This is a genomic window from Thauera sp. (assembly GCF_035444905.1).
GTDB lineage: Bacteria > Pseudomonadota > Gammaproteobacteria > Burkholderiales > Rhodocyclaceae > Thauera.
In genome coordinates, this window is the sequence record NZ_DAOMPS010000007.1 from 73,328 (window position 1) to 97,257 (window position 23,930).

20 protein-coding genes and 2 tRNA genes are annotated in these 23,930 nt (G+C 68.1%); 10 read left to right on the top strand and 12 right to left on the bottom strand.

From position 1 onward, the window contains the following. Position 1: 1 nt before the first annotated feature. The 5 genes from fabD to PLC66_RS05260 all read right to left on the bottom strand — a co-directional run bounded on the left by fabD (position 2) and on the right by PLC66_RS05260 (position 3,773). A complete protein-coding gene (gene fabD / locus PLC66_RS05240) occupies positions 2 to 931 on the bottom strand; it encodes an ACP S-malonyltransferase (RefSeq protein WP_324538185.1) in 930 nt (309 codons plus the stop codon). Positions 932 to 965: 34 nt separating this feature from the next. Further along, a complete protein-coding gene (locus PLC66_RS05245) occupies positions 966 to 1,931 on the bottom strand; it encodes a beta-ketoacyl-ACP synthase III (RefSeq protein ID WP_324538186.1) in 966 nt (321 codons plus the stop codon). Continuing rightward, positions 1,928 to 2,944: a phosphate acyltransferase PlsX gene (gene plsX / locus PLC66_RS05250; protein ID WP_324538187.1), complete on the bottom strand. Its 1,017-nt coding sequence runs from the start codon at positions 2,942 to 2,944 to the stop codon at positions 1,928 to 1,930. Before plsX ends, PLC66_RS05245 begins: the two co-directional genes overlap by 4 nt. A gap of 94 nt (positions 2,945 to 3,038) precedes the next feature. Further along, the gene (rpmF, locus tag PLC66_RS05255; protein ID WP_324538188.1) at positions 3,039 to 3,218 is read right to left on the bottom strand and encodes a 50S ribosomal protein L32; all 180 of its coding nucleotides are present in this window, start codon (positions 3,216 to 3,218) and stop codon (positions 3,039 to 3,041) included. A gap of 30 nt (positions 3,219 to 3,248) precedes the next feature. Then, the gene (locus tag PLC66_RS05260; protein WP_324538189.1) at positions 3,249 to 3,773 is read right to left on the bottom strand and encodes a YceD family protein; all 525 of its coding nucleotides are present in this window, start codon (positions 3,771 to 3,773) and stop codon (positions 3,249 to 3,251) included. A gap of 169 nt (positions 3,774 to 3,942) precedes the next feature. Here PLC66_RS05260 and PLC66_RS05265 point away from each other — a divergent pair, with 169 nt between their 5' ends. Next, complete coding sequence (locus tag PLC66_RS05265; protein WP_324538190.1) at positions 3,943 to 4,518, top strand: Maf family protein; 576 nt, start codon at positions 3,943 to 3,945, stop codon at positions 4,516 to 4,518. Next, positions 4,515 to 5,264: an SAM-dependent methyltransferase gene (locus PLC66_RS05270; protein ID WP_324538191.1), complete on the top strand. Its 750-nt coding sequence runs from the start codon at positions 4,515 to 4,517 to the stop codon at positions 5,262 to 5,264. The genes PLC66_RS05265 and PLC66_RS05270 overlap by 4 nt, the downstream gene beginning before the upstream one ends. A gap of 22 nt (positions 5,265 to 5,286) precedes the next feature. Here the strand turns inward: PLC66_RS05270 and PLC66_RS05275 are convergent, their stop codons facing one another. Further along, the gene (locus PLC66_RS05275; RefSeq protein ID WP_324538192.1) at positions 5,287 to 5,943 is read right to left on the bottom strand and encodes an HAD-IA family hydrolase; all 657 of its coding nucleotides are present in this window, start codon (positions 5,941 to 5,943) and stop codon (positions 5,287 to 5,289) included. Further along, on the bottom strand, positions 5,936 to 6,901 hold the full coding sequence (locus tag PLC66_RS05280) for an RluA family pseudouridine synthase (RefSeq protein ID WP_324538193.1): 966 nt from the start codon (positions 6,899 to 6,901) through the stop codon (positions 5,936 to 5,938). Before PLC66_RS05280 ends, PLC66_RS05275 begins: the two co-directional genes overlap by 8 nt. 445 nt (positions 6,902 to 7,346) lie before the next feature. On the opposite strand from PLC66_RS05280, the gene PLC66_RS05285 reads away from it, so the two are divergent. After that, positions 7,347 to 10,451 (top strand): Rne/Rng family ribonuclease, encoded by a 3,105-nt coding sequence (locus PLC66_RS05285; protein ID WP_324538194.1) that lies wholly within the window; start codon positions 7,347 to 7,349, stop codon positions 10,449 to 10,451. Positions 10,452 to 10,551: 100 nt separating this feature from the next. On the opposite strand, the gene PLC66_RS05290 is transcribed toward PLC66_RS05285, so the two are convergent. Then, positions 10,552 to 11,025 carry a low molecular weight protein-tyrosine-phosphatase gene (locus tag PLC66_RS05290; protein WP_324538195.1) on the bottom strand — a complete coding sequence of 158 codons (474 nt, stop codon included), beginning with the start codon at positions 11,023 to 11,025 and terminating at the stop codon, positions 10,552 to 10,554. 23 nt (positions 11,026 to 11,048) lie between these two features. Beyond that, positions 11,049 to 13,136 carry an excinuclease ABC subunit UvrB gene (gene uvrB / locus PLC66_RS05295; RefSeq protein ID WP_324538196.1) on the bottom strand — a complete coding sequence of 696 codons (2,088 nt, stop codon included), beginning with the start codon at positions 13,134 to 13,136 and terminating at the stop codon, positions 11,049 to 11,051. A gap of 151 nt (positions 13,137 to 13,287) precedes the next feature. Between uvrB and PLC66_RS05300 the strand changes: the two genes are divergently transcribed. The 5 genes from PLC66_RS05300 (at position 13,288) to PLC66_RS05320 (ending at position 18,202) form a co-directional block, all read left to right on the top strand. Next, complete coding sequence (locus PLC66_RS05300) at positions 13,288 to 14,496, top strand: amino acid aminotransferase (RefSeq protein WP_324538197.1); 1,209 nt, start codon at positions 13,288 to 13,290, stop codon at positions 14,494 to 14,496. Positions 14,497 to 14,593: 97 nt separating this feature from the next. Continuing rightward, a tRNA-Asn gene (locus tag PLC66_RS05305) sits at positions 14,594 to 14,669 on the top strand. 89 nt (positions 14,670 to 14,758) lie between these two features. Continuing rightward, positions 14,759 to 14,834, top strand: a tRNA-Asn gene (locus PLC66_RS05310). Positions 14,835 to 15,056: 222 nt separating this feature from the next. Next, entirely contained in the window at positions 15,057 to 16,049 is a 993-nt protein-coding gene (locus PLC66_RS05315; protein ID WP_324538198.1) for an ABC transporter substrate-binding protein, read from the top strand. Continuing rightward, positions 16,046 to 18,202, top strand: coding sequence for a diguanylate cyclase domain-containing protein (locus PLC66_RS05320; RefSeq protein ID WP_324538199.1), 2,157 nt, complete (start codon positions 16,046 to 16,048; stop codon positions 18,200 to 18,202). The genes PLC66_RS05315 and PLC66_RS05320 overlap by 4 nt, the downstream gene beginning before the upstream one ends. Before the next feature lie 42 nt (positions 18,203 to 18,244). Here the strand turns inward: PLC66_RS05320 and PLC66_RS05325 are convergent, their stop codons facing one another. Next, positions 18,245 to 18,493 (bottom strand): hypothetical protein, encoded by a 249-nt coding sequence (locus tag PLC66_RS05325; protein ID WP_324538200.1) that lies wholly within the window; start codon positions 18,491 to 18,493, stop codon positions 18,245 to 18,247. Positions 18,494 to 18,687: 194 nt separating this feature from the next. On the opposite strand from PLC66_RS05325, the gene PLC66_RS05330 reads away from it, so the two are divergent. Next, on the top strand, positions 18,688 to 19,953 hold the full coding sequence (locus tag PLC66_RS05330; RefSeq protein WP_324538201.1) for an MFS transporter: 1,266 nt from the start codon (positions 18,688 to 18,690) through the stop codon (positions 19,951 to 19,953). Here the strand turns inward: PLC66_RS05330 and PLC66_RS05335 are convergent. Both PLC66_RS05335 and PLC66_RS05340 read right to left on the bottom strand, forming a co-directional pair. Further along, positions 19,931 to 22,477, bottom strand: a complete 2,547-nt coding sequence (locus PLC66_RS05335) for a hybrid sensor histidine kinase/response regulator (RefSeq protein WP_324538202.1) — start codon at positions 22,475 to 22,477, stop codon at positions 19,931 to 19,933. The two genes, PLC66_RS05330 and PLC66_RS05335, sit on opposite strands and share 23 nt — an antisense overlap. Before the next feature lie 122 nt (positions 22,478 to 22,599). Then, on the bottom strand, positions 22,600 to 23,361 hold the full coding sequence (locus PLC66_RS05340; RefSeq protein WP_324538203.1) for a response regulator: 762 nt from the start codon (positions 23,359 to 23,361) through the stop codon (positions 22,600 to 22,602). Between the two features lie 233 nt (positions 23,362 to 23,594). Between PLC66_RS05340 and PLC66_RS05345 the strand changes: the two genes are divergently transcribed. Beyond that, positions 23,595 to 23,915 (top strand): YjiS-like domain-containing protein, encoded by a 321-nt coding sequence (locus PLC66_RS05345; protein WP_324538204.1) that lies wholly within the window; start codon positions 23,595 to 23,597, stop codon positions 23,913 to 23,915. Positions 23,916 to 23,930 lie beyond the last annotated feature (15 nt).

Genomic DNA, 23,930 nt, shown 5'->3' on the forward strand with positions numbered 1-23,930 from the left:
CTTACCTCACTGCCGCAATGGCTTGCTCGAGACTGGCGGCGTCATGTGCCGAGCCCCCTTCGACGTCCTTGGCGATGCGCTTGGTCATGCCGGCGAGCACCTTGCCGGGCCCGCATTCGATGACGTGGCTCATGCCACGACCCGCCATCGCCTGCACCAGCTCGATCCAGCGCACTGGCGAATAGGCCTGGCGCACCAGCGCATCGCGAATCTTCTCTGGCTCATCATAGACGGCGACGTCGACATTGTTGATGACGTCGATCGCCGGGCGCGAAATCGTCAGCGTCGCCAGACGCTCGGCCAGGCGCTCGGCCGCAGGACGCATGAGTGCGCAATGGAAGGGGGCGGACACCGGCAGCAGCACGGCCCGCTTGGCGCCCCTGGCCTTGGCGATCTCACCCGCACGCTCGACCGCGGCCTTGGCGCCGGCGATCACGATCTGGCCCGGGGCGTTGAGATTGGCCGCCTCGACGACCTCGCCCTGCGCGGCTTCGGCACAGGCCGCGCGCACGGCATCGGCTTCCAGCCCCATCACCGCAGCCATCGCGCCCTCGCCTGCGGGCACCGCCTCCTGCATCGCCTGGGCGCGAAAGCGCACCAGCGGCACGGCGTCGGCAAAGGCGAGCGCACCCGCCGCGACGAGTGCGGAATACTCACCCAGGCTGTGGCCGGCCACCATGGCCGGTTTCGGCCCGCCCGCCGCCAGCCAGGCGCGATAGGCGGCCACGCCTGCGGTCAGCATCAGCGGTTGCGTGTTCACCGTCAGCGCCAGGCGCTCGGCCGGGCCGTCGCACACCATCGACCACAGATCCTCGCCGAGCGCATCCGATGCTTCCGCGAAGGTGTCACGAATCACGGCCGACTCACCGTAGGCCGCCATCATGCCGACCGATTGCGAACCCTGGCCGGGAAAAACCAGCGCAAATGCCATGATGTTCTCCGCTGTTGTCAAAAAATGGGTGGAATCAGAAATCGATCAGGGCTGCGCCCCAGGTGAAGCCGCCGCCCACGCCCTCCAGCACCAGGCGCTGCCCGCGCTGGATGTGGCCGCTGCGCACCGCCTCGTCGAGTGCCAGCGGAATGGACGCCGCCGAGGTGTTGCCGTGGTGGTCCAGCGTCGTGATGACGCGCTCCATCGGCAGGCCGAGACGCTTGGCGGTGGCCTGGATGATGCGGATGTTCGCCTGGTGCGGAATCAGCCAGTCGACCGAGTCGGTCCCCACGCCAGCCTGCTCGATCACTTCGTGCGCCACATCACCGAGCACCTTGACGGCGAACTTGAACACCGCCTGGCCATCCATGCGCAGGAAGGGGTCACCGATGACCTGACCGGATGCGACACCACCGGGCACGCACAGTATGGGGTGATGGCTGCCATCGGCGTGCAGCGCACTGGCGCGAATGCCGGGCTCGGTCGAAGCCTCGAGCACCACCGCGCCGGCGCCATCGCCGAACAGCACGCAGGTGGCGCGATCGGACCAGTCGAGGATGCGCGAGAAGACCTCGGCGCCGATGACGAGCGCGCGCTTGTGGCTGCCCGAGCGGATGAACTTTTCCGCGACCGTGAGCGCGTAGACAAAGCCGGTGCACACGGCCTGCACATCGAAGGCGGCGCCGCCGTTGCGGATGCCGAGCTTGGACTGCACAAGGGCGGCGGTGCTCGGAAAGATGTAGTCGGGGGTCGAGGTGGCGACGATGATGAGGTCGATGTCCTCGGCCTCGCAGCCCGCTGCCTCGATCGCCCGCTCAGCCGCCTCGCGCGCGAGGTCGCTCGCCCCCACGTCGGCGCTGGCGAGATGGCGACTGCGGATCCCCGAGCGGCTGACGATCCACTCGTCGGAGGTGTCGATGCCACGACCGACCAGGTCGTCGTTGCTCACCGGCTTGCCCGGCAGGCAGCTGCCGGTACCCGCGATCCGTGCGTAGATCATGCCTTCACCTCGTTCATGCTCGCCATGCGGTCGGAAATGCGTTCGATCAAGCGGTTGGACGCCGCCTCAGCGGCTCGCGCCAGCGCATTGCCGAAGGCGAGCGCATCGGCCGAGCCATGGCTCTTGAGGACCACGCCGCGCAATCCTAGCAGGGGCGCGCCGTTGTAGAGGCGATGATCGACCCGGTTCTTGAAGCGCTTGAGCACCGGCAACGCCAGCACGGCCATGAGCTTGGTCAGCAGCGAGCGGCCGAACTCCTGCTTGAGGAAGGCGCCCAGCATCTGCGCCAGGCCCTCGGAGGTCTTCAGCGCCACATTGCCGACGAAGCCGTCGCAGACCACCACATCCACCGTCCCTTCGTAGATGTCGTTGCCCTCGACGTTGCCGTAGAAGTTGAGCCCGCTCTCGCGCAGCAGCTCGCCCGCCTCCTTGACCACGTCGTTGCCCTTGATCGCTTCCTCGCCGATGTTGAGCAGACCGACCAGCGGGCGATCCTTGTGCTCGATCGCCGCCACCAGCATTGCGCCCATGATGCCGAACTGGAGCAGGTGCTCGGCGGTGCAATCGACGTTGGCGCCGAGGTCGAGGACATAGGTATGCCCCTTCAGCGACGGCAGGACGGTGGCAATGGCCGGGCGATCGATGCCCGGCAAGGTCTTGAGGACGAAGCGGGAGATCGCCATCAGGGCGCCCGTGTTGCCCGCCGAAACCGCGGCATCGGCCTCGCCCGCCTTGACGAGGTCGATCGCCACGCGCATCGAGGAGTCTTTCTTGGTGCGCATGGCGATCGCGGGCGGGTCGTCCATGGTCACCACCTCGGCTGCGGGTCGCACGCGCAGGCGACCGGCGAACTCGGTCAGCGCCGCGCCGAGCTGGGGCGCAATCGCCTCCTCGCGACCGACGAGGACTGCATGCGCATCGGGGTGGCTGCGCAGGAAGGACAGCGCAGCAGGCACGGTCACGGCCGGGCCGTGATCGCCACCCATGCAGTCGATTGCAATGGTGACACCCATCGGCAACTCGCGTGATGTTCAGTTATTGATGTCGGAAAAAAAGCGGCGCAGGCGCCTAGCGCCGTGCGCCGCCCTCGATCTTGCGGGCAGCGGATTACTCGCCCTTGACCTTCAGCACCTTCTTGCCGCGATAGAAACCGTTCGGGCTGATGTGGTGGCGCAGGTGCACTTCACCGGTGGTGGGCTCGACAGCCAGCGCCGGGCCGGTGAGGAAATCGTGCGAGCGGTGCATGCCACGCTTGGAGGGGGACTTCTTGTTCTGCTGAACGGCCATGAGAAAAACTCCTAATGCAAAATATCGCGCCTATTTCGCGCTGGGACTGCCTCGCAGCGACGCCAGCGCAGCGAAAGGCGATTCTTTCGTCGAGCCGCCCACTACCTGCGGCGACTCACAGTTTTCGTGTCGCGGTGCAATCGGCAAGGCCAGCAGGATCTCGTCCTCGACGAGCGCCAGCGCATCGAGCTCACCATCGACCTCGATCGCATCGACCTCGTCGTCTTCCAGCTCCTCCTCGGCGATCGGCTGCCCGACCCGAACAGGATGAAGCAGGGTATCGACCTTGAGTACCCAGGGCAGGCCGCCGAGGCAGCGCTGACATCCGAGCACGAGCTGACCGCTTGCCGTCAACCTGAGCCGTGGCTCCATGCCGGCGGCCCCCTGCACCATCAGCCCCTCGATCTGCCATACAAGCTGGCCTTCGGAGGAGGCCAGCACGTCGGACAGACGCAAAAGATCGGCCACAGCGACCTCACCCCCTATGGAGCGCGCCTCTGCGGCAAACCTGAAAGGGTCCGGGATGAGCCTGGACGGGATGCCTTGTTGCGACATAAGCCGCGCATGATATTATTTTTTCGGCCTTTGTGTAAAGCCTGTGCATGCAGAACGGGAGCGCGAGCACCCGCCATGCCCTCGGCCGCTCGCAGATCCGGTCGCACATCCACACGCCCATGCGGGACAGCCGCCCCGCCCACGCCGGCGCGTACCACCTGGAAACCCGATGAAGCTCGTCCTCGCCTCGACGTCCGCCTATCGCAAGATGCTGCTCGAGCGGCTCTGCATCCCCTTCGACACCGATCGCCCCGAAACGGACGAGACGCCCCTGCCCGGCGAAGCGCCGCCGGCGACGGCCGAACGTCTCGCCGCCGAAAAGGCGCGCGCCGTCGCGGGCCGCTGGCCCGATGCACTCATCATCGGCAGTGACCAGGTGGCCTACCTCGACGGCGAGGTCTTCGGCAAACCCGGCACCGAGGAACGCGCGATCTCCCAGTTGCAGCGCATGCGCGGCAGGACGATCACCTTCCATACCGCGCTAGCCCTGCTCAACACCCGCAGCGGCCACCTCCAGGTGGAAGGCGTTCCCACCCAGGTGAGCTTTCGCGAGCTGAGCGACGATGAAATCCGGCGTTACGTTGCCAAGGAGCGCCCGCTCGACTGCGCCGGCAGCGCGAAATCCGAAGGGCTCGGCATTGCCCTGCTTGACGCCATGCCGGGCGACGATCCGACCGCCCTGATCGGACTGCCGCTCATCGCGCTGTCGCGCATGTTGCGCGCTGAAGGACTGGAGCTGCCGTGAGCGCGCCCGTCGACGGCGGATCGACCACGCCTGGCGCGCTCTACCTGGTCCCGGTCGCACTCGGCGAATCGACCCCGTGGGGCAACTTCCTTCCCGAGCAGGCACAGCACATCGCCGCCCGCCTGCGCCATTTCGTCGTCGAAACAGCGCGCGCGGCACGCGCGCACCTCAAGCAACTCGACTACCCGCATCCGCTGCGTGAGACCGACATCCGCGAGCTGCCACCGGCCACCGAACAAGCCTCGACCGCCGCGCTCGACAGCCTGCTCGCGCCGGCCCTAGGGGGCGAGGACATCGGCCTGATGTCGGATGCCGGCTGCCCGGCCGTCGCCGACCCTGGCGCACGCCTGGTGGCACGCGCCCATGCGCTCGGCATTCGCGTCATCCCCCTGGTCGGCCCTTCGTCGATCCTGCTCGGACTGATGGGCTCGGGCCTCAACGGTCAGAGCTTCTGCTTCCACGGCTACCTGCCGGTCGGCGAAACCGAGCGCGACACGGCGCTGCGCGCAATCGAGGACGAATCTCGCCGACTCGGACGCACCCAGATCTTCATCGAGACGCCCTACCGCAACGAGCGCATGTTCGAGGCGCTGCTGAAGCTGCTCAAGCCCGAGACGCGCCTTTGCATCGGCTGCGAACTCAATACCGACAACGAATTCCTGCACACGCGCAGCGTGCGCGAGTGGAAGAAGGCCGACCGCCCTGCCCTCGCCAAGCGCCCTGCGCTGTTCCTGCTGCTCGGCTGAAACACGCCATCGAGGCCGCCTCTCAGATGGCGTCGAGCAGCCAGCGCGACAGCGCCTGCGGCGAATCCAGGCAATCGAGCGGCTGCTCGGCCTCGAGCGCAGCTCGTGGATGGGCGCCGAAGCTCACCGCCAGCGCCGCGGTCCGTGCGTTGCGCGCCATCTGCAGGTCGTGCGTCGTGTCACCGACCATCAGCGTGCGCTCGGGCAGCACGCCGAGTTCGTCCATGAGCTCCTCCAGCATCGCCGGATGCGGCTTGGAAAAGCATTCGTCCGCACAACGCGTCGCGTGGAAGTACGGCGCCAGACCGGTATGTTGAAGCACGCGATTGAGGCCGTGGCGACTCTTGCCGGTCGCCACGCCGAGCATGCAGCCGCGCCCGGCGAGCGCAGCGATGAGCGTCTTGACACCCTCGAAGAGACTCAGCTCATGATCCGTAGCCAGATAGTGATGGCGATAGCGCTCGACCATGAGGGCATGGTCGGCGGCGGGCAGCTCGGGCACGGCGTGCTGCAGGGCGTCGGCCAGCCCCAACCCGATCACGTAGCGCGCCCGCTCGTCCGACGGCGCCGGCAGGCCAAGGTCGCGTGCGGCGGCCTGCATGGCGCGCACGATGGCGCCCGCCGAATCCATCAGCGTCCCGTCCCAGTCGAAGACGATGAGCTCGAATCGTTCAGCCATGCTTGTGCCCCTTCTCCGCAGCATCCAGGTGTTCGACGAAAGCCTTCAGGTCCGGCGGCAGCGGCGACGCGAAAGCGAGCATCTCGCCGCTGATGGGGTGCATGAAACTGAGCTGCGCGGCATGCAGGAACATGCGCTTGAGCCCCTCGCCCTCGAGCTGCTTGTTGAGCGCGAAGTCGCCGTACTTGTCGTCGCCGCACAGCGGAAAGCCAAGGTGCGCCAGATGAACGCGGATCTGATGCGTGCGCCCGGTCTTGAGTTCCACCTCGAGCAGGCTGAACGCACGCCAGCGGCGGACGAGCCGCATCACGCTGTGCGCCGCCTTGCCCTCCTCGCTCACCCGCACCCGCCGCTCGCCCTCGGCGGTGAGGTATTTGTGCAGCGGGGCTTTGACATGCTGCAGCGGGTTGGCCCAGCGCCCCGGCACCAGGGTCAGATAGCGTTTCTCGACCTTGCCCTCGCGCAACATGTCGTGCAGCGCGGTGAGCGCCGACCGCTTCTTGGCCACGATCAGCAAGCCCGAGGTCTCGCGATCGAGCCGATGGGCGAGTTCGAGCATCTTCAGCTCGGGGCGCTGCGCCCGCAACTGCTCGATCACGCCGTAGCTCACGCCGCTGCCCCCATGCACGGCCTTGCCCGAGGGCTTGTCGATCACCAGCAAGGCGTCGTCCTCGTACACCACCGGCAGCGGCTGCCCCGCCGGCGCCGGCCGTGCGCGTGTCGGCTCGGCGACACGCAGCGGCGGAATGCGCACCTCGTCCCCTTCGACGAGACGGTAGGTCTGCTGCACGCGGCGCCCGTTCACGCGCACCTCGCCGCTGCGCAGGATGCGATAGACGTGACTCTTGGGCACGCCCTTGGCAATGCGCAGCAGGTAGTTGTCGATGCGCTGGCCGGCCGCCGCATCATCGATGCGTTCGTGCCGAACCGCGATCGCTTTGCCATCGATAGTCGTCATGAAATATACTTCTGCGCGGTTAACCCGGTCGCTGCCACCCAAGTGCGACGCGTCGCCATTTAATGCAGGTCGAAACATCTGCATCGGGACGTGCGCAGACTGCTGGCAATGAGCCCTGAAGAGCGCTCCCGGCTTGACCGTTGCCCGCCATCCAAGGCCGAAAAGGCGCCGATGGTAACGCAACAGACCCACTTCGACATACCCATCCAGCCCCCGGGTTGGATTTTGATGCGCACAGCGCACACGCAGGATCAAATGCGCCGGCCCGGCGGCCCACACGGCCGACCCGGCGGGTGCAAGAGAATATCGACCAGCCGACCCATCACAGCCCGACAAACCCACCGGATGAAAGCAGCAGTCCTACCCAATCGCTCCTGATCCCGGAAAGCGCGATGGTGCGCGCCGTTCGTCCTGCCCGTGTGTTCTGCGCGGGAGAACGATCCAAATGAAGCGCATGCTTTTCAATGCGACGCAGGCCGAAGAACTGCGCGTCGCAATCGTGGACGGTCAGAAACTGATCGACCTCGATATCGAATCGGCCGCAAAAGAAGAACGCAAGAGCAACATCTACAAGGCGGTCATCACCCGTATCGAGCCCAGCCTCGAAGCGGCTTTTGTCGACTATGGCGCCGAGCGCCATGGCTTCCTGCCGTTCAAGGAAATCTCCCGTTCCTACTTCCAGCCCGGCGTCGATGCGAACAAGGCGTCGATCAAGGAAGCCCTGCGCGAAGGCCAGGAGCTGATCGTCCAGGTCGAGAAGGACGAGCGCGGCAACAAGGGCGCCGCGCTCACCACCTACATCTCGCTCGCCGGCCGCTATCTGGTTCTGATGCCCAACAACCCGCGCGGCGGCGGCGTGTCGCGCCGCATCGAGGGCGACGAACGCGCCGAGCTGCGCGAGAACATGGACCAGCTCGAAGTGCCGGGCGGCATGAGCCTGATCGCCCGCACCGCTGCCATCGGCCGCAGCGCCGAAGAGCTGCAGTGGGACCTCAACTACCTGATGCAGCTGTGGCGCGCGATCGAGGGGGCGGCCCAGAGCCAGAAGGGCGCCTTCCTGATCTACCAGGAAGGCAGCCTCGTGATCCGCGCGATCCGCGACTACTTCCAGCCCGACATCGGCGAGATCCTGATCGACACCGACGACATCTTCGAGCAGGCCACGCAGTTCATGGCGCACGTGATGCCCGGCAACGTGTCGCGCGTGAAGCGCTACAGCGACGACGTGCCGCTGTTCTCGCGCTTCCAGATCGAGCACCAGATCGAGTCGGCCTATTCGCGCCAGGTCAATCTGCCCTCGGGCGGCGCCGTGGTCATCGACCACACCGAAGCGCTGGTCTCGATCGACGTCAACTCGGGCCGCGCCACCAAGGGCTCGGACATCGAGGAAACCGCCTTCCGCACCAACTGCGAGGCGGCCGACGAGATCGCACGCCAGTTGCGCCTGCGCGACCTCGGCGGCCTGATCGTCATCGACTTCATCGACATGGAGTCGGCCAAGAACCAGCGCGAGGTGGAAAACCGCCTGCGTGACGCGCTGCGCCACGACCGCGCCCGCGTGCAGACCGGCAAGATCAGCCGCTTCGGCCTGCTCGAGCTGTCGCGCCAGCGCCTGCGCCCGGCGCTGGCCGAAACGAGCTACATCACCTGCCCGCGCTGCAACGGCACCGGCCACATCCGCAGCACCGAATCGTCCGCGCTGCACATCGTCCGCATCCTCGAGGAAGAGGCGATGAAGGACAACACCGGCGCGGTGCACCTGCAGGTGCCGGTCGATGTCGCCACCTTCCTGCTCAACGAGAAGCGCGTCGATATCGCCCGCATCGAGATGCGCCACAAGGTGCAGCTCATCATCGTGCCGAACCGTCATCTCGAGACCCCGGCGCACGAGATCATCCGCCTGCGCCATGACCAGCTCAACGCCGAGGACATCGCGCTCGCGAGCTACCAGATGGTGCAGAAGCCCGCCGAGGAAGACGCCCGCCTGCCGTCCAAGGGCAACGAGCGCCCCGCTCGCCCCGAAGCCGCGGTGAAGGGCATCTCGCCCGCGCAGCCGGCGCCGGTGGCCGCGCCCGTGGCCGAGCAGCCTGCCGCTGCTGCACCCGCGGTGCCCGAGCCGAAGGGCCTGCTCGCACGCATCATGGGCTGGTTCTCCGGTAGCAAGCCTGCACCGGCCGCCGAGCCGGCCCCGGCTGTCGAAGCCGCGCCCAAGCGCGAGCCGCGCCCGCGTGGCGAGCGCAGCGCCGACGGCCGTCGCGGCAATGGCAACCGCGGGCGCCGCAGCGAGCGTGACGGCGAAGGCACGCGCACTGCCCGGCCCGAACGCAGCGAACGCGGCGAACGCACCGAAGTCGGCGACAAGCCCCAGCGCAATGCGGCCCCCGCCGACAAGGCCGAACGGGGCGAGCGCACCGAGCGCACCGAAGGTGGCCGCGGCCGCAATCGTGGCCAGCGTGGCAGCCGCGGCGAAGAGGCCGGCGAGCGCGCCGACAAGGCCCCCGAGCTGCGCAGCCCCGATACCGAGGAGGAGCAACTGAAGGGCGTGGCCGCAGTGGCCGCCCTTGCCCCGGTGGCGGACGCGGCCCTGTCTGAGGCCGATTTGTCCGCAAGCGAAGCGCCTGCAACCGAGCCGGGTTCCGAAGAAGGTGCGCCGGCCGAGAAGCGCCGCCGTCGCGGTCGCGGTCGCGGTCGCCGTTCCGGTGAGCCGCAGGCCGCCACCGAGGGCGTCGAGAGCGCGGAAGCCAGCGATGCCGGCGCCACCGCGCAGGCGGAACAGCCCGAGCTCATGAGCGACGCAGCCACCAGCGTGCCCGTGGCTGCAGCGCCAAGCGAAGTCCCGGTTGCCGAGCAGCACGAGGCCACCGCGTCCACCGCCGGCGCAGCAGATCAGCAGCCCGCTGCCCCGGCGATTGCCGCGTCCGCAGAGGCCGCAGAGGCCGTCGAGGCGACGGCGGCCAGTGTGGCCGAATCCGCGGCCGAACTGCCGGTGCCGGCCTCCGAGCCGGTCACGATCGAGGACACCGTCCTCGCCAGCGCCGCCGAGCTCGCGCCCCTCCCTGTCCGCGTCGAGCCCGCCGTACTCAGCGACGCAGGGAGCGAATCGATCAGCAGCCCCGAGGCCGAAGCTGCCGCACTTGATTCAACCGAGCCAGCAGGCACGATCGAGCAGGCGGCCACCACGTCCAGCGCACCTGCCGTCGCCACCGAGCAGGTCGTGGAACAGGCGGCGGCGCCTGCTGCCCCTGCCAGCGCCGAGGCCGAGGCGCTTGCGGTCGAGAGCAAGCCGGCCACCTTGGTCGCAGCCGAGGCCGGCGTCGTCGCCCCGGAGGCGGTCGCCGAGGAAGGGCGTCGCGACACGGACGCCTCCGCGCCGATCACACTGCCGTCCGCGGCTGGCGACAGCGGGCTGATCAAGATCGAGACCGACCCCACCAAGCTGTCGCAGTTCGGCAGCGGTGCCGTCGAGCCCCCGGTCCGCCTCGGCCGCAAGCCGCGCCCCGCGCCGGTGGTCGTGGACGAACCCCTGCAGCAGGTCGAGACGCACAAGTAAGCGTCGCTGCAGGACGCCCCACCAGCAAAAAGGCCATCCAGCGGATGGCCTTTTTGCTGTCCCTGCTCCTGCCTGCGGCGCGTGCGGCGGCAGGCCGCCCTCAGACTCGCGACGACACCGAATCGAGCAGGCCGCGCACCGCGTCCTCGCACATGTCGAGCACCACGTCGAAGCCTCTGGGCCCACCGTAATAGGGATCGGGCACCTCGTCGGCCAGGCGACCCTCACCGGCGAAGGCCATGAACAGCCCCAGCCGGGGCTGATAAACCTCGGGGCACTTGCGCTGCATGATGTCGAGATGACCGCGATCCATCGCCAGCAGCAGGTCGAACTCCTGGAAATCGCGCAACTCCAGCTTGCGCGCGCGCAGTGCCGACAGGTCGTAGCCACGCTGCTTGGCCGCCTTCTGCGTGCGCGGGTCGGGCGCCTCGCCAACGTGATAACCGTGCGTGCCGGCGGAGTCGACCTCGACCCGCCCCCCCAGCCCACTGGTCTCGATGAAATGCCGCGCCACCCCCTCGGCAGTGGGCGAGCGGCAGATGTTTCCCGTACACACAAAGAGAATCCGGGTCATTGTTGTCTCCTCTTCTCGACCTCTCAAACGCTGCCGTGCTGGTCTGCGCCAAACGCACGCTTGCGCAACTTGAAGAGCTCGTCGCGCGCTGCAGCGGCCTTCTCGAACTCCAGGTTGCGGGCGTGTTCCTGCATGTCCTTTTCCAGGCGCTTGATCGCCCGCGCCAGCGCCTTCTCGTCCATTACCGCGTAGTCGCTGCCCTTATCTGCCACGCGCGCGGCATCACGCCTGGCCCCATCCGAATCATAGACCCCATCGATAATGTCCTTGATCCGCTTTGTCACCGATTTGGGCACGATGCCGTTGGCCTCGTTGAAGGCGATCTGCTTGTGCCGCCGGCGCTCGGTCTCGCCGATCGCCGCCTTCATCGAATCGGTGATGCGGTCGGCGTAGAGGATCGCGGTGCCGTGCAGGTGGCGCGCGGCGCGGCCGATGGTCTGGATCAGCGAACGCTCGGAGCGCAGGAAGCCCTCCTTGTCCGCGTCGAGGATCGTCACCAGCGACACCTCGGGAATGTCCAGGCCCTCGCGCAGCAGGTTGATGCCCACCAGCACGTCGAACTCGCCCAGGCGCAGATCGCGGATGATCTCCACCCGCTCCACGGTGTCGATGTCCGAGTGCAGGTAGCGCACGCGGATGCCGTTGTCGGCGAGGTAGTCGGTCAGGTCCTCGGCCATGCGCTTGGTCAGCACCGTGACCAGCACACGCTCATTGACCGCCAGGCGCTTCTTGATCTCGCCGAGCAGGTCGTCCACCTGCGTCATTGCCGGACGCACCTCGACCATCGGATCGATCAGGCCGGTTGGGCGTACCACCTGCTCCACCACCTGGCCCTGGTGCTCCTCTTCGTACTTCGCCGGCGTGGCGGAGACGAAGATGGTCTGGGGCATCAGGCGCTCGAACTCGTCGAACTTCAGCGGCCGGTTGTCGAGCGCCGAGGGCAGGCGAAAGCCGTAGCCGACCAGGTTCTCCTTGCGCGAGCGGTCGCCCTTGTACATGCCGCCGACCTGGCCGATGGCGACGTGGGACTCGTCGATGAACAGCAGCGCGTCCTGCGGCAGGTAGTCGATCAGCGTCGGCGGCGGCTCGCCCGGGCCGCGGCCCGATAGATGCCGCGAGTAGTTCTCGATGCCCTTGCAGAAGCCCATCTCGTTGAGCATCTCGAGATCGAAGCGGGTGCGCTGCTCGATGCGCTGCGCCTCCACCAGCTTGCCCTCGCGCTGGAAGTAGGCAACGCGCTCCTTCAGCTCTTCCTTGATCGCCTCGATCGCCTGCAGCACGGTGGCGCGCGGGGTCACGTAGTGGCTGGACGGATACACGGTGAAGCGCGCCAGCTTGTGCTTGAGATGGCCGGTGAGCGGATCGAACAGGGTCAGGTGCTCGATCTCGTCGTCAAACATCTCGATGCGCACCGCCAGCTCGGCGTTTTCTGCCGGGAACACGTCGATGACGTCGCCGCGCACGCGGAAGGTGCCGCGGCGGAAGTCGATGTCGGCGCGGGTGTATTGCATCGCCACCAGGCGCTGGATGAGGTCGCGGTGCGCCATGCGCTCGCCCTCGCGCAGGTGCAGGATCATCGCGTGGTAATCCACCGGGTCGCCGATGCCGTAGATGCACGACACCGTCGCCACGATCACCACGTCGCGTCGCTCCATCAGGCTCTTGGTCGCCGACAGTCGCATCTGCTCGATGTGCTCGTTGATCGACGAGTCCTTCTCGATGAAGAGGTCGCGCGAGGGCACGTAGGCCTCGGGCTGGTAGTAGTCGTAGTAGCTGACGAAGTACTCGACCGCGTTCTCGGGCAGGAACTCCTTGAACTCGGCGTACAGCTGCGCCGCCAGCGTCTTGTTGGGCGCCAGCACCAGCGCCGGGCGGCCCATGCGGGCGATCACGTTGGCCATGGTGTAGGTCTTGCCCGAGCCAGTCACGCCGAGCAGGGTCTGGTACATCAGGCCGTCCTCCACCCCCTCGCACAGCAGGCGGATCGCCTCGGGCTGGTCGCCGGCGGGCGGAAAGGGCTGGTGCAGGCGGAAGGGGCTGCCTTCGAAACTGAGCACCGTCCCGCCTTGCTGCGCTGCGTCGTTTCCGCCGCTATTGCCTTGACTCGTCATGCTAAAATTCCCGCTCCATTCCGGTGCATCGCCACCCGGCGGCATCGGACGAAAACACCGATTATTTCCCAAATCGCGTGACAAGGCACGGCGCACCGCCGTTCCTGCCATGCGCTTCCACTGCTGCCCTACCGGAACAACTGGAGTCCTCATGTCCGCTTCGATCTTCGCCGCCGTCGAGATGGCGCCCCGTGACCCGATCCTTGGCCTGAACGAGGCCTTCGCCGCCGACACCCGCGCCGAGAAGGTCAACCTCGGCGTCGGCGTGTACTACGACGACAACGGCAAGATCCCGCTGCTGGGCGCCGTGCGCGCCGCCGAGAAGGCCCGCCTCGAAGCCATGCCGCCGCGCGGCTACCAGCCGATCGAAGGCCCCGCCGCCTACAACAACGCGGTGCAGGGCCTGCTCTTCGGCAAGGACTCGCAGCTCGCCACCAGCGGCCAGACCGTCACCATCGAGGCCCTCGGCGGCACCGGCGCGCTCAAGGTTGGCGCCGACTACCTCAAGCGCCTGCTGCCTGGCGCCACCGTGTACATCTCCGACCCGAGCTGGGAGAACCACCGCGCGCTGTTCGAATCCGCCGGCTTCCCGGTCGAGAACTACCCCTATTACGACGCCGCCACCCGCGGCGTGAACTTCGCCGGCATGAAGGCCAAGCTCGACAGTCTGCAGCCCGGCTCGATCATCGTGCTGCACGCCTGCTGCCACAACCCGACCGGCGCCGACCTGTCGGACGCGCAGTGGGACGAGGTGGTCGCGGTGTGCCGTGAGCGTGGCCTGATCCCCTTCCTCGACATGGCCTACCAGGGCTTTGCCGAAGGCATCGACGCCGACGCCGTGGCGGTGCGCGCGCTTTCGGCCAGCGGTCTGCAGTTCTTCGTGTCGAGCTCGTTCTCGAAGAGCTTCTCGCTCTATGGCGAGCGCGTCGGCGCGCTGTCCATCGTCACCGCCAGCAAGGAAGAAGCCGGCCGCGTGCTGTCGCAGGTCAAGCGCGTGATCCGCACCAACTACTCCAACCCGCCGATCCACGGCGGCGCCATCGTCGCCGCGGTGCTGTCCTCGGCCGAGCTGCGCCAGATGTGGGAAGACGAGCTCGGCGGCATGCGCGAGCGCATCCGCGCCATGCGCACCGGCCTGGTCGAGCAGTTGAAGGCCGAGGGCGTGGCGCAGGACTTCTCTTTCGTGATCAAGCAGCGCGGCATGTTCTCCTACACCGGCCTCACCGCCGCCCAGGTCGAGCAGCTGAAATCGGATTTCGGCATCTACGCCGTGTCGACCGGCCGCATCTGCCTGGCTGCGCTCAACTCCAAGAACATCGGCTACGTCGCCAAGGCGATCGCGCAGGTGGTCAAGGGCTGATGCTCTGGTCGCGTCGAGACGAAGAGGGCGATCCCCGAAAAATTGCCGTCTTCGCCTTGACGCAAGCGCGCCCACTGCCTAGAATGCGCGCCTCTGTTCCCCGATAGCTCAGTCGGTAGAGCGCCGGACTGTTAATCCGTAGGTCCCTGGTTCGAGCCCAGGTCGGGGAGCCAAGTTTCAGAACTTGATGTTTCCCAAGGGAACAGCAAGCGGCAGCAAAGTCTGCACAAGTGTTTTCGCAGCGCAAGCTGCACAAGGTAATTCCCCGATAGCTCAGTCGGTAGAGCGCCGGACTGTTAATCCGTAGGTCCCTGGTTCGAGCCCAGGTCGGGGAGCCAAAAATCAGAAAAGCCAATCCTCCGGGGTTGGCTTTTTTGTTGCCCACAGCGGGCATGCCTGCGGCGCGCTCTACGGTCCAGCCCCCTTGACGGCCATCAAGATCGAGCGGCCACTTTCCCCTTAAAGTCGCGCACCAATTCACTGACGGCCGCGGGGCGCCCGATCTAGACTTTCGGCTCGGATCGAGGATAACCAGTCGCCCAGACCGCGACCCCTTCCACATGTCGCACCTGACCATGAGCCGACGCGACAGCGTGCGGACCCTGCTTTCGCTGCTCCTTCTCCCCGCCGCGCTCTCCTGTAGCTCGCAGCGCGAGCCCTTGTCGGTGTCGGCCCATCCCTGGCCCGGTTACGCGCTGATGTTCCTAGCCGCCCGCGAGGGCTGGATCGGCTCCGATGCGGTGCGGCTGGTCGAGACGGCCTCGGCCACCGAGTCCATGCAGCGCCTCACGGCGGGCGAGATCGACGCCGCCGCGCTGACCCTCGACGAGACACTCAGCCTCCTCGCCCAGGGCTTCCGCCTGCAGGTCGTGCTCGTCTTCAACCTGTCATCAGGCGCCGACGCGCTTGTCGCCAAGCCGCATGTTGCGGACCTGCGCGCGCTCGCCGGCAAGCGCGTCGGCGTGGAGAACACCGCGGTCGGCGCCTTGATGCTGCAGTCGGCCCTGAACAGCGTCGCACTGAAGCCGCAGGATGTGCAGGTGGTACCGATGACCGTCGATCAGCACCTCGCCGCCTGGGAAAGGGACGAGGTCGACGCCATCGTCAGCTTCGAGCCGGTCGTCGGCATGTTGCTGGCCGCGCACGGCCGGATGCTCTTCGACAGCACCGCGCTCCCCGGCACGATCATCGACGTGCTCGCCGTGAGTGAGCGCGCGCTGGAGTACGCGCACAAGCGCCGTGCGCTCCAGGCCCTCATCAAGGGGCACTTCCTCGCCCTCCATCACCTGCGCTCCAACCCGGCCGACGCCGCCTACCGCCTGGCACCCCGGCTCGGTGAAAGCGGCCCCAATGCCCTGCAGAGCTTCCGCGGACTGCTGCTGCCCGACGAGCACGAGAACGGTCACCTCCTGCGCCGCAATGGCCGCCTGCTCGAGGTCGCCGACAACCTGTCGCAGCTGATGTTCGAGTGGGGCCACCTCGAACGGCGCCCTGCGCTCGACCGCCTCGTCGATGACCGCCTGCTGCCGCGCCCGGAGGAGCTTTCCCGATGAGTCCCCGATGGTCCGGCTGCGCACCCGTGCTGCGCCCTGCCTGTCTGCCGGGCCCTGCCGGCCTTCTGCGTGCTGCCATACTCCTGCTGTTCTGCCTGGCTGCGGGCACGGCAAGCGCGGCGCAGACGCTGGCGCTGGCGGTCGCGACCTACCGCCCGCCCGAACACAGCTTGCAGCAGTGGCAGCCCCTGGCCGACTACCTCACGGAAAAGCTCAATGGCCCCCAGGTCGTGCTGGTGGCCTTGTCCCATGACGAGATCCGCGACCGATTGGCACGCCAGACCGTGGATGTGGTGATCACCGAGGCGAGCGACTACGTCATGCTGCGCAACCGCAACCCGCTCACCGCATTGCTGGCCACGCGGGTGCCCCAGTACCAGGGCAAGCGGATGATCGGCTCGGGTGGCGTCATCTTTGCCCGCAGCGCGCGCGATGACATCGGCGGCCTCGCGCAGCTCCCCGGCAAGCGGATCGCGGCCGTTCATCCGGCCTCGCTGGGCGGCTATCAGGCCCAGTTGATGAGCCTTGCGCAGGAGGGCATCGCTCGCGAGGCACTGGGGCCGGTGCGCTTTGTGGGTGGCGCGCACGACCAGGTCGTCGACGCCGTCCTCGCAGGCGAGGCGGACGTCGGCTTCGCCCGCAGCGGCCTGCTCGAGGCGCTGATCGCCGAGGGCCGGCTGGAAGCGGGCGCACTGAAGGTCCTCAATGCACAGGATCTGCCGAGCTATCCCTATGCATTGTCGACCCGCCTGTACCCGGAATGGCCGGTTTTCGCTGCCGCGCATCTGAAGCCCGAACTCGCGCGCCGCATCGCTGCCGCGCATCTGAAGCCCGAACTCGCGCGCCGCATCGCTGCCGCCCTGATGACGCTCGAGCCCGACCAGGCGGCTGCAGTCGCCGCCGGCATCGCCGGCTTCGAACCGGCGGCCGACTACTCGCCGGTCGAGAACCTGCTGCGCAGCCTGCGCCTGCCGCCTTACGACCTCACCCCCGCCTTCAGTCTGGCAGACGTGTGGGCGCGCCACCGCACGGCGATCCTGCTCGGCGGCGCGAGCATCATTGCCATCGCCGGGCTCGCGCTCGCGCTGGGGCGGATCAATGTCCGCCTACGGGCGGAAAAGCTGACCCTCGAGCAAGCCCGGCAGGCACTTTCGCTCAGCGACAAGCGCAACCGTGAAACCCTCACGACGCTGGCGCAGACGCTGGCCGAGCTCGAGAGCGAACGCACGCGCCTCGACAACATCATCTGGGGCACGGGCGCGTGTTCCTGGGAATGGGACATCGCGACCGCCACGGTACGCATGAACGAGCGCTGGGCGAACTTTGTCGGCCATCGCCTCGACGAGCTGCTGCCGACCACGATCGAGACCTGGCGGCGCTTCGTCCATCCTGAGGACCTCATTCGGGCCGAGGCGGCGTTGCGCCGTCACCTCGACGGCGACATCGACCATTACGAATGCGAATACCGCCTGCATCGTCGCGATGGTTCATGGCGTTGGGTACTGGACCGCGGCCGCATCGTCGAACGTGACCGCGCAGGCAAGCCCTTGCGCATGGTCGGCACGCACACGGACATCCAGCGCCTGAAGGAACAGGAGAGTGCGCTGCACAGCCTCGCCCATCTCGACCCCCTGACCCAGTTGCCGAACCGCCGACTGTTCTCCGACCGCCTGCGCCACGCCCTGGCCAGGGCCGTCCGCGGCGGGGCGAGACTCGCAGTGTGCTTCATCGATCTCGACGCGTTCAAGCCGATCAACGATCGCCTCGGCCATGACGCCGGCGACCGCGTGCTGATTGAAATCGGCGAGCGCCTGCGGCGGACGCTGCGCGGTGCGGACAGCGTCGCCCGCATCGGCGGTGACGAGTTCGCCCTGCTCATCGAGGACGCCGCCGACGTCGGTGAGGATCTGCTGCCACTGCTCGAGCGCTGCCTGAGCGCGATCTCGCAGCCCATCGCCATCGGCGAACACAGGGTCGTCGTCTCGGCCAGCATCGGCGTCGCCCTCTTTCCGCAACACGGCGACGATGAGGAAGCGCTCGTGCACGCCGCCGACAAGGCGATGTATGCCGCCAAGGCGCTTGGCAAGAATCGCTACTGCCTGGCAGCGCAGCCGCCCTCCGAGCTGCCGGCGCGTCCGCCCGAGGCCGGCTGAGACCGCCGCCGGGCACCGAGCTGGCGGCTGTTCCAGCCAGGCTCAGGTCAGTCGCACCTCGCGCGCCGCGAGTGCCTGCTCCAGGGTATCGAAGACCCGCCGGCGGTCGCTGCTCAGGCGGTAGAACACGCGGTTGTCCTGGGTTCGGCCGCAGTAGCTGCGAATGATCACGCGCTCGACCCCCGGGATACCGCGGTTGGTCTCGATGATCTTGATCGCACCGGTCCCCGTGTCGTAGACGCCGGGTCTCTCCCGCAGGCCAAAGGGGTCGTCGGTCCCGCTCCTGTCCATCGCCGCATCTCCTCGAAACATCCGGACGCACGCCTGCAACGTTAGCGCGCCAGGCAGGCGATGAAAAGTGGAGATGCACAATCGGGTCCCGCCCCGATACAAAGCCGCAACATTCGCGCGCCATTGCGAAATTCCGCGAATACCCGCCGCCCCCAGCATCTGCTCCGTGATCCCGCCACAGCACGGAGACTGCCATGCATCCCTCACGCCCCCTTCACGGTCTCAGCATCGCCCTTGCCGCGGCGGCGCTGATGGCGATCACGATGGGTTCGCGCTCGTCGTTCGGGCTGTTCGTCGCGCCGCTCAATGCCGCCACCGGACTCGGCCTGGTGACCATCAGCTTCGCGGTCGCCTTGAACCAGTTGCTGTGGGGTGTTGCCCAGCCCTTCGTCGGCCTGATCGCCGACCGTCATGGCAGTGCCCGCGTCATCGCCGTCGGCGGGCTGGGACTGGCGACCGGAAGTGCCCTGCTGCCCTTCGTCGGCAGCGCGGCAGAGCTGGTGCTCGCCCTCGCGCTGCTCGCCTTCGCCGGCGCGGCGGCAGGGAGCAATGGTCTGCTGCTGGGCGAGGTCAGCCGGCGGGTGAGCGCGGAGCGCCGCGGGCTCGCCGTGGGCATCGTCAGCGCCGGCGGCTCGGCCGGCCAGCTGCTGCTCGGGCCGACCAGCCAGGGCATGATCACGGCCGCCGGCTGGCAGCAGGCAATGCTCGGTCTGGCCGCACTCGCGCTACTGGCCCTGCCGCTGGCGCTGATGTTCAGAGAGTCGGCCGGCAGACCCGCCCTGTCCGCCCAGGAAAGCGCCTCGATGCCGGTGCGCGATGCCCTGACGAGTCCGGCCTTCTGGCTCGTCACCGGCGGCTTCTTCGTGTGCGGCTTTCACGTCTCCTTCCTGATCTCGCACATGCCCGGCGTGATCGCCGATTGCGGCCTGCCGGCGAGCCTGGCGGGCTGGTGGATCGCCGTTGTCGGCTTGTGCAACGTCATCGGCAGCCTCCTCGCCGGCGCCGCCATCCGTCGCGGATCGATGCGGCGTGTGCTGATGGTGTTGTACGGCTTGCGTGCGCTCGGCGTCGCCACCTTCCTCGCCCTGCCGAAGACCGAGTGGGTCATGCTCGGCTTTGCCGCCTGGATGGGCCTCACCTACATGGCCACCCTGCCGCCGACGGTCGGTCTGGTCGGCAAGCTGTTCGGCCTGCGTCATATGGCGACGCTTGTCGGCGTGGTGATGCTGGTGCATCAGATCGGCGCCTTTCTCGGCGTCTGGCTGGGCGGCATCGTGCTGACCGTCACCGGCAGCTACGACTGGATGTGGCATGCCGATATCGCGCTGGCGCTGCTCGCCGTGGCGATCCACCTGCCACTGATCGAGCGCCCCGCAACGCAGCAGTCCGCGCCGTCGTCCGCTCCGGCCACCCCGGCCGCCGCCGCGGCAGCCGTCCTCAGGCCGGCGGGCGCGGGCTGAGGGCCTGTGTCAGCGCCGCGTACAGGCTTGCCGGCTCGACCGGCTTGGGCAACACGGCAAGCACGCCGGCGCCGTGCAAGGCCTCGGCGCCGACGCCGTCGGCATAGCCCGAGAACAGCAGCACCGGCGTCGCCGGCGACAGGCGCCGGATCTCCTGCGCAAGCTCGAGCCCGGTCATGTGCGGCATGGTGAGGTCGGTGAGCACGACATCGAAGGCCGCCGGATCGGCCGCGAACAGCGCGCGCCCTTCGCGGCCGTCGGTCGCCGCCTCGACCGCGAGCCCCCAGCCCTCGAGCAGCTCGCGCAGAAAGCCGCGCACCATGTCCTCGTCATCGGCCAGCAGGATGCGCCCCGCGAGCCGCACCGGGACTGGCCGATCAGGCTCCGGGCCACGGCTGCCGGCCTGCGCGGCCGGCTGCGACAGGATCGGCAGCAGCACGCGAAAGCGCGTCCCCGCAGCCGCTGCGGTGTCGATCAGGATGTGTCCGCCGTGCTCGTGCACGATGCCATGCACGGTGGCCAGCCCCATGCCGCTGCCCTTGCCCACCGGCTTGGTGCTGAAGAAGGGCTCGAACATCCGCTCCAGCGTGTCCGGCGGGATCCCCGGACCATCGTCGGCCACCACCAGCGCCACCTGACCGTCCGTCACCATCGACGCCCGACAGGACGCGCACACGGCCTCGCCCGGCGGCGCCGCTTCGACGCCGATGCGTATCCGGCCGCGCCCTTCGACCGCATCGCGCGCGTTGATGCACAGGTTCATCAGCACCTGCTCGAGCTGCACCGGATCGGCCATCACGCTGGCCTCGAGGCCGGGCGGCTGCACCTCGAAGGCCACCGTGGGCGGCAGCATCGGGGCGAGAAAGAAGGCCAGCTCCTCGACCAGCGGCTGCAGCGCAAGCGGGCGCGGCATGCCGCGCTGACCGCGACTGAAGGTCAGCAACTGGCGGATGAGGTCGCGCGCGCGCCGCGTCGACAGGCGCGCCTGCTCGAGGTAGCGCCCGAGCCTGGCGTCACCGAGTTCGGCCTGGCGGTCCTCGGCCAGCGCCAGGTAGCCATTGATGCTGGTCAGGATGTTGTTGAAGTCGTGCGCGATGCCGCCGGCCAGATGGCCGATCGCTTCCATCTTCTGCGCCTGCCGCAGTTGCGCCTCGCTGCGGGCGATCGCCTCGGCGGATTCCTTGGCCGCGGTGATGTCGCGCGTCACCGCCAGGATGCGATCCACGCCGGCGAGGCAGATGCGCTTGAGGCAGACCTCGTCCCAATGCAGGCTGCCGTCGGCATTGCGCCGGCGCCATTCCGCGCGCACCACCTCACCATCGCGCGCACGCTGCATCAGACGTCGCGCATCGGCCTCGGTGTAGGGTTCCACGCCCGGGCCGAGGTCGCCGACGCGCATCGCCAGCAAGGTGTCGTGGTCATAGCCGTACACGGTGCAGGCGCGCTGATTGACGTCCACAAGCGCTCCAGTGTCGATGTCGTGGATGAAGATGCAGTCCTCCGAGGCCTCGAAGATGGCGCGATAGCTCGCCTCGGAGGCGCGCAGGGCGCGATCCATGCGATCGCGCTCGAGTTCCGCCGCGGCACGCACGGCAAAGATCTTCATCACCGATTCGACGAAGCCGGGGTCGGAGATCGGCCGCCGCGACACCGCGGCGATCAGGCCCAGCGGCTCGCCACGCGTGTCGGCCAGCGGATAGCCCGCGTAGCTTTCCATGCCGTACTGGGCGAAGTCCGCGTCGAGCGGAAAATGCTCGCCCAGACCCTGCGGGTAGACGCGGAACTGCTGACCGATCACGGTCTCGCACGGCGTGCCGCGCACGTCGTAGTCGAAGTTCTCGGCCAGCTCGCCGTCGCACCACAGCGCCAGGACGTGCATCCAGTGGGCCCGCTCCGAGTCGCGCACCGCAATGAAGATCCAGTCGCTGCGGATGATGGTCGCCAGATAGCGCGCCAGCGCCTGAAAGATGCTGCCGCCGCCGGCCCCGGAAACCGCGAGGGAGGCCCCCTGCAAGGCTTCCTCGACCCGCTTGCGCGCCGTGATGTCGGTGGCGATGCCGCACACCGCATAGGGCGCGCCGGCAGCATCGAGGAGGGGAAACTTGTCCACCAGATAGGTCCGCGGCCGGCCACCGAACACGACCTGTTCCTCGAAGGTGATGGTCTGCCTCGACTGCACCACCTGACCGTCGTTGGCGCGCAGGCGCGCGGCCACCTCGAGCGGCATCACGTCGGCGTCACAGCGGCCGATCACCTGCTCGGCCGGCCTGGCCACCAGGCGACAGAACTCGCGATTCACGAACAGGTAGCGCCCGTCGAGGTCCTTCCAGAACACCACCGCCTTGCTCTGGTCAAGCACCTGGCGCAGTCGCAGCTCCGAGGCCCGCAGCGAGCGCTCGGCCTGCAGCAGGCGCCCGGCGGTGGCGTCGCCGCGCGCAAACGCGGGCGTGCCCTGTGCTGCGCCCCCTGCCCGCACCCCGTGGCGCGCGCGCAGGGATGAGCGGCGTCGATCCTTGTGTTTCATGGCCTGCCCCGTCGCCTGGATTGTTCCTTCCAATGTAGCCGGCGGCCGCGATGCGTCATTGTCCGTTACCGCAGGGTTACCACGGAAACACGCCGGTTACACGACCGACCGCCGTGCGCCCCTCACGCCGGCACGTACATGTAGCCCGCGCCGCGCACGGTGCGGATCAGCCGCGGACGCTCCGGGTCGGGTTCGACCTTGCGTCGCAGGCGGGCGATGCGGATGTCGATCGAGCGGTCGAAGGGCTCCCACTCGCGGTTGCGGGTGAGGGTCAGCAACTGGTCGCGCGACAGCACCTGATTGGGGCGCTCGACGAAGGCCTTCAGCAGTTCGAACTCCATCGCGGTGAGCATCAGCTCCTCGCCCGCGGCGTCGAACAGCCGGTGTGCGCGCAGGTCGAGCCGGCATTCGCCGACCGCGACCATCGGCTCGTCGCGCTGCACGGCCGATGGCGGCCGCGCTGCCTCCACTGCGGGCGCGGCGGCGGCGGCCGGGGCCAGCCTGCGCATCACGCTCTTGACCCGGGCGAGCAGTTCGCGCGGCTCGAAGGGCTTGGCGATGTAGTCGTCGGCGCCCATCTCCAGCCCGACCACCCGGTCGACCACCTCGCCCGCGCCGGTCACGATCAGCACCCCCACCGCATGGTGCTGGCGCAGGTAGCGCAGCAGGCTCAGGCCGTCCTCTCCGGGCAGGCGCAGGTCCAGCAACACCACATCCGGGACCGCCTGCGCCAGGGCATCGAGCATGGCCGCGCCGCCGTCGGCGGCCGCCACCTCCAGTCCATGTGTCGACAGGTACTCCGAGAGCATTGCCCTGATATCGGGATCGTCGTCCACCAGCAGGACGCGGCCGATTGCTTCCATGCCCGATTCCTCCTCGCTCATGCCGCAGTGCTGATCCCAGTGTGGACGCCACCCGCGCCCCGATCAAGGACCGATTCCTGTGGCCAGGGCGCGTGATCGGCCGCGAAACAGGCCGAATACAAACTGATACCACGACGCGCGAAAGCGAAAGAAGCGCGATACCCGGACGCCCCAGCATGCAGCCATCGACGACCAGGCCCGGCCTGCCAGCCGGCCGTCGCCGAGCCATCGCCGCCCCACGAGGAGACCGCAACATGAAAGCCCTGACCGACCTCCGCCTGAACGCATCGACCACGCTGCCAGGCAAGCCCGCCCGCCGCATCCGCCGCGCCCTCGACGATATCGTGCAGCTCGCCGGCTACGTTGCGACGGCGCTGCGCGAAGCGGCGGTGCGCCGCCGCGCCGCACGTGCCCTGCGCGCCCAGCGCCGCCTGCTCGCCGAGCTCGACGAGCGCACCCTGAAGGACATTGGCGTGCACCGCGCCGAGATCGACTCGCTGACGGCCGAGCTCGAAGGACTGGCCGAACCCAGCCGCCGCCATGGCCCAAAGAACTCCGTCGCCCCGCTGTACTGAAGCCATCACCCCACC

Bases quoted from the DNA above. Each gene is read 5' to 3' on its own strand.
- fabD (WP_324538185.1), bottom strand. From the start codon at position 931: ATGGCATTTGCGCTGGTTTTTCCCGGCCAGGGTTCGCAATCGGTCGGC.
- PLC66_RS05245 (WP_324538186.1), bottom strand. From the start codon at position 1,931: ATGATCTACGCACGGATCGCGGGTACCGGCAGCTGCCTGCCGGGCAAG.
- plsX (WP_324538187.1), bottom strand. From the start codon at position 2,944: ATGGGTGTCACCATTGCAATCGACTGCATGGGTGGCGATCACGGCCCG.
- rpmF (WP_324538188.1), bottom strand. From the start codon at position 3,218: ATGGCCGTTCAGCAGAACAAGAAGTCCCCCTCCAAGCGTGGCATGCAC.
- PLC66_RS05260 (WP_324538189.1), bottom strand. From the start codon at position 3,773: ATGTCGCAACAAGGCATCCCGTCCAGGCTCATCCCGGACCCTTTCAGG.
- PLC66_RS05265 (WP_324538190.1), top strand. From the start codon at position 3,943: ATGAAGCTCGTCCTCGCCTCGACGTCCGCCTATCGCAAGATGCTGCTC.
- PLC66_RS05275 (WP_324538192.1), bottom strand. From the start codon at position 5,943: ATGGCTGAACGATTCGAGCTCATCGTCTTCGACTGGGACGGGACGCTG.
- PLC66_RS05280 (WP_324538193.1), bottom strand. From the start codon at position 6,901: ATGACGACTATCGATGGCAAAGCGATCGCGGTTCGGCACGAACGCATC.
- PLC66_RS05285 (WP_324538194.1), top strand. From the start codon at position 7,347: ATGAAGCGCATGCTTTTCAATGCGACGCAGGCCGAAGAACTGCGCGTC.
- PLC66_RS05290 (WP_324538195.1), bottom strand. From the start codon at position 11,025: ATGACCCGGATTCTCTTTGTGTGTACGGGAAACATCTGCCGCTCGCCC.
- uvrB (WP_324538196.1), bottom strand. From the start codon at position 13,136: ATGACGAGTCAAGGCAATAGCGGCGGAAACGACGCAGCGCAGCAAGGC.
- PLC66_RS05300 (WP_324538197.1), top strand. From the start codon at position 13,288: ATGTCCGCTTCGATCTTCGCCGCCGTCGAGATGGCGCCCCGTGACCCG.
- PLC66_RS05315 (WP_324538198.1), top strand. From the start codon at position 15,057: ATGTCGCACCTGACCATGAGCCGACGCGACAGCGTGCGGACCCTGCTT.
- PLC66_RS05320 (WP_324538199.1), top strand. From the start codon at position 16,046: ATGAGTCCCCGATGGTCCGGCTGCGCACCCGTGCTGCGCCCTGCCTGT.
- PLC66_RS05325 (WP_324538200.1), bottom strand. From the start codon at position 18,493: ATGGACAGGAGCGGGACCGACGACCCCTTTGGCCTGCGGGAGAGACCC.
- PLC66_RS05330 (WP_324538201.1), top strand. From the start codon at position 18,688: ATGCATCCCTCACGCCCCCTTCACGGTCTCAGCATCGCCCTTGCCGCG.
- PLC66_RS05335 (WP_324538202.1), bottom strand. From the start codon at position 22,477: ATGAAACACAAGGATCGACGCCGCTCATCCCTGCGCGCGCGCCACGGG.
- PLC66_RS05340 (WP_324538203.1), bottom strand. From the start codon at position 23,361: ATGAGCGAGGAGGAATCGGGCATGGAAGCAATCGGCCGCGTCCTGCTG.
- PLC66_RS05345 (WP_324538204.1), top strand. From the start codon at position 23,595: ATGAAAGCCCTGACCGACCTCCGCCTGAACGCATCGACCACGCTGCCA.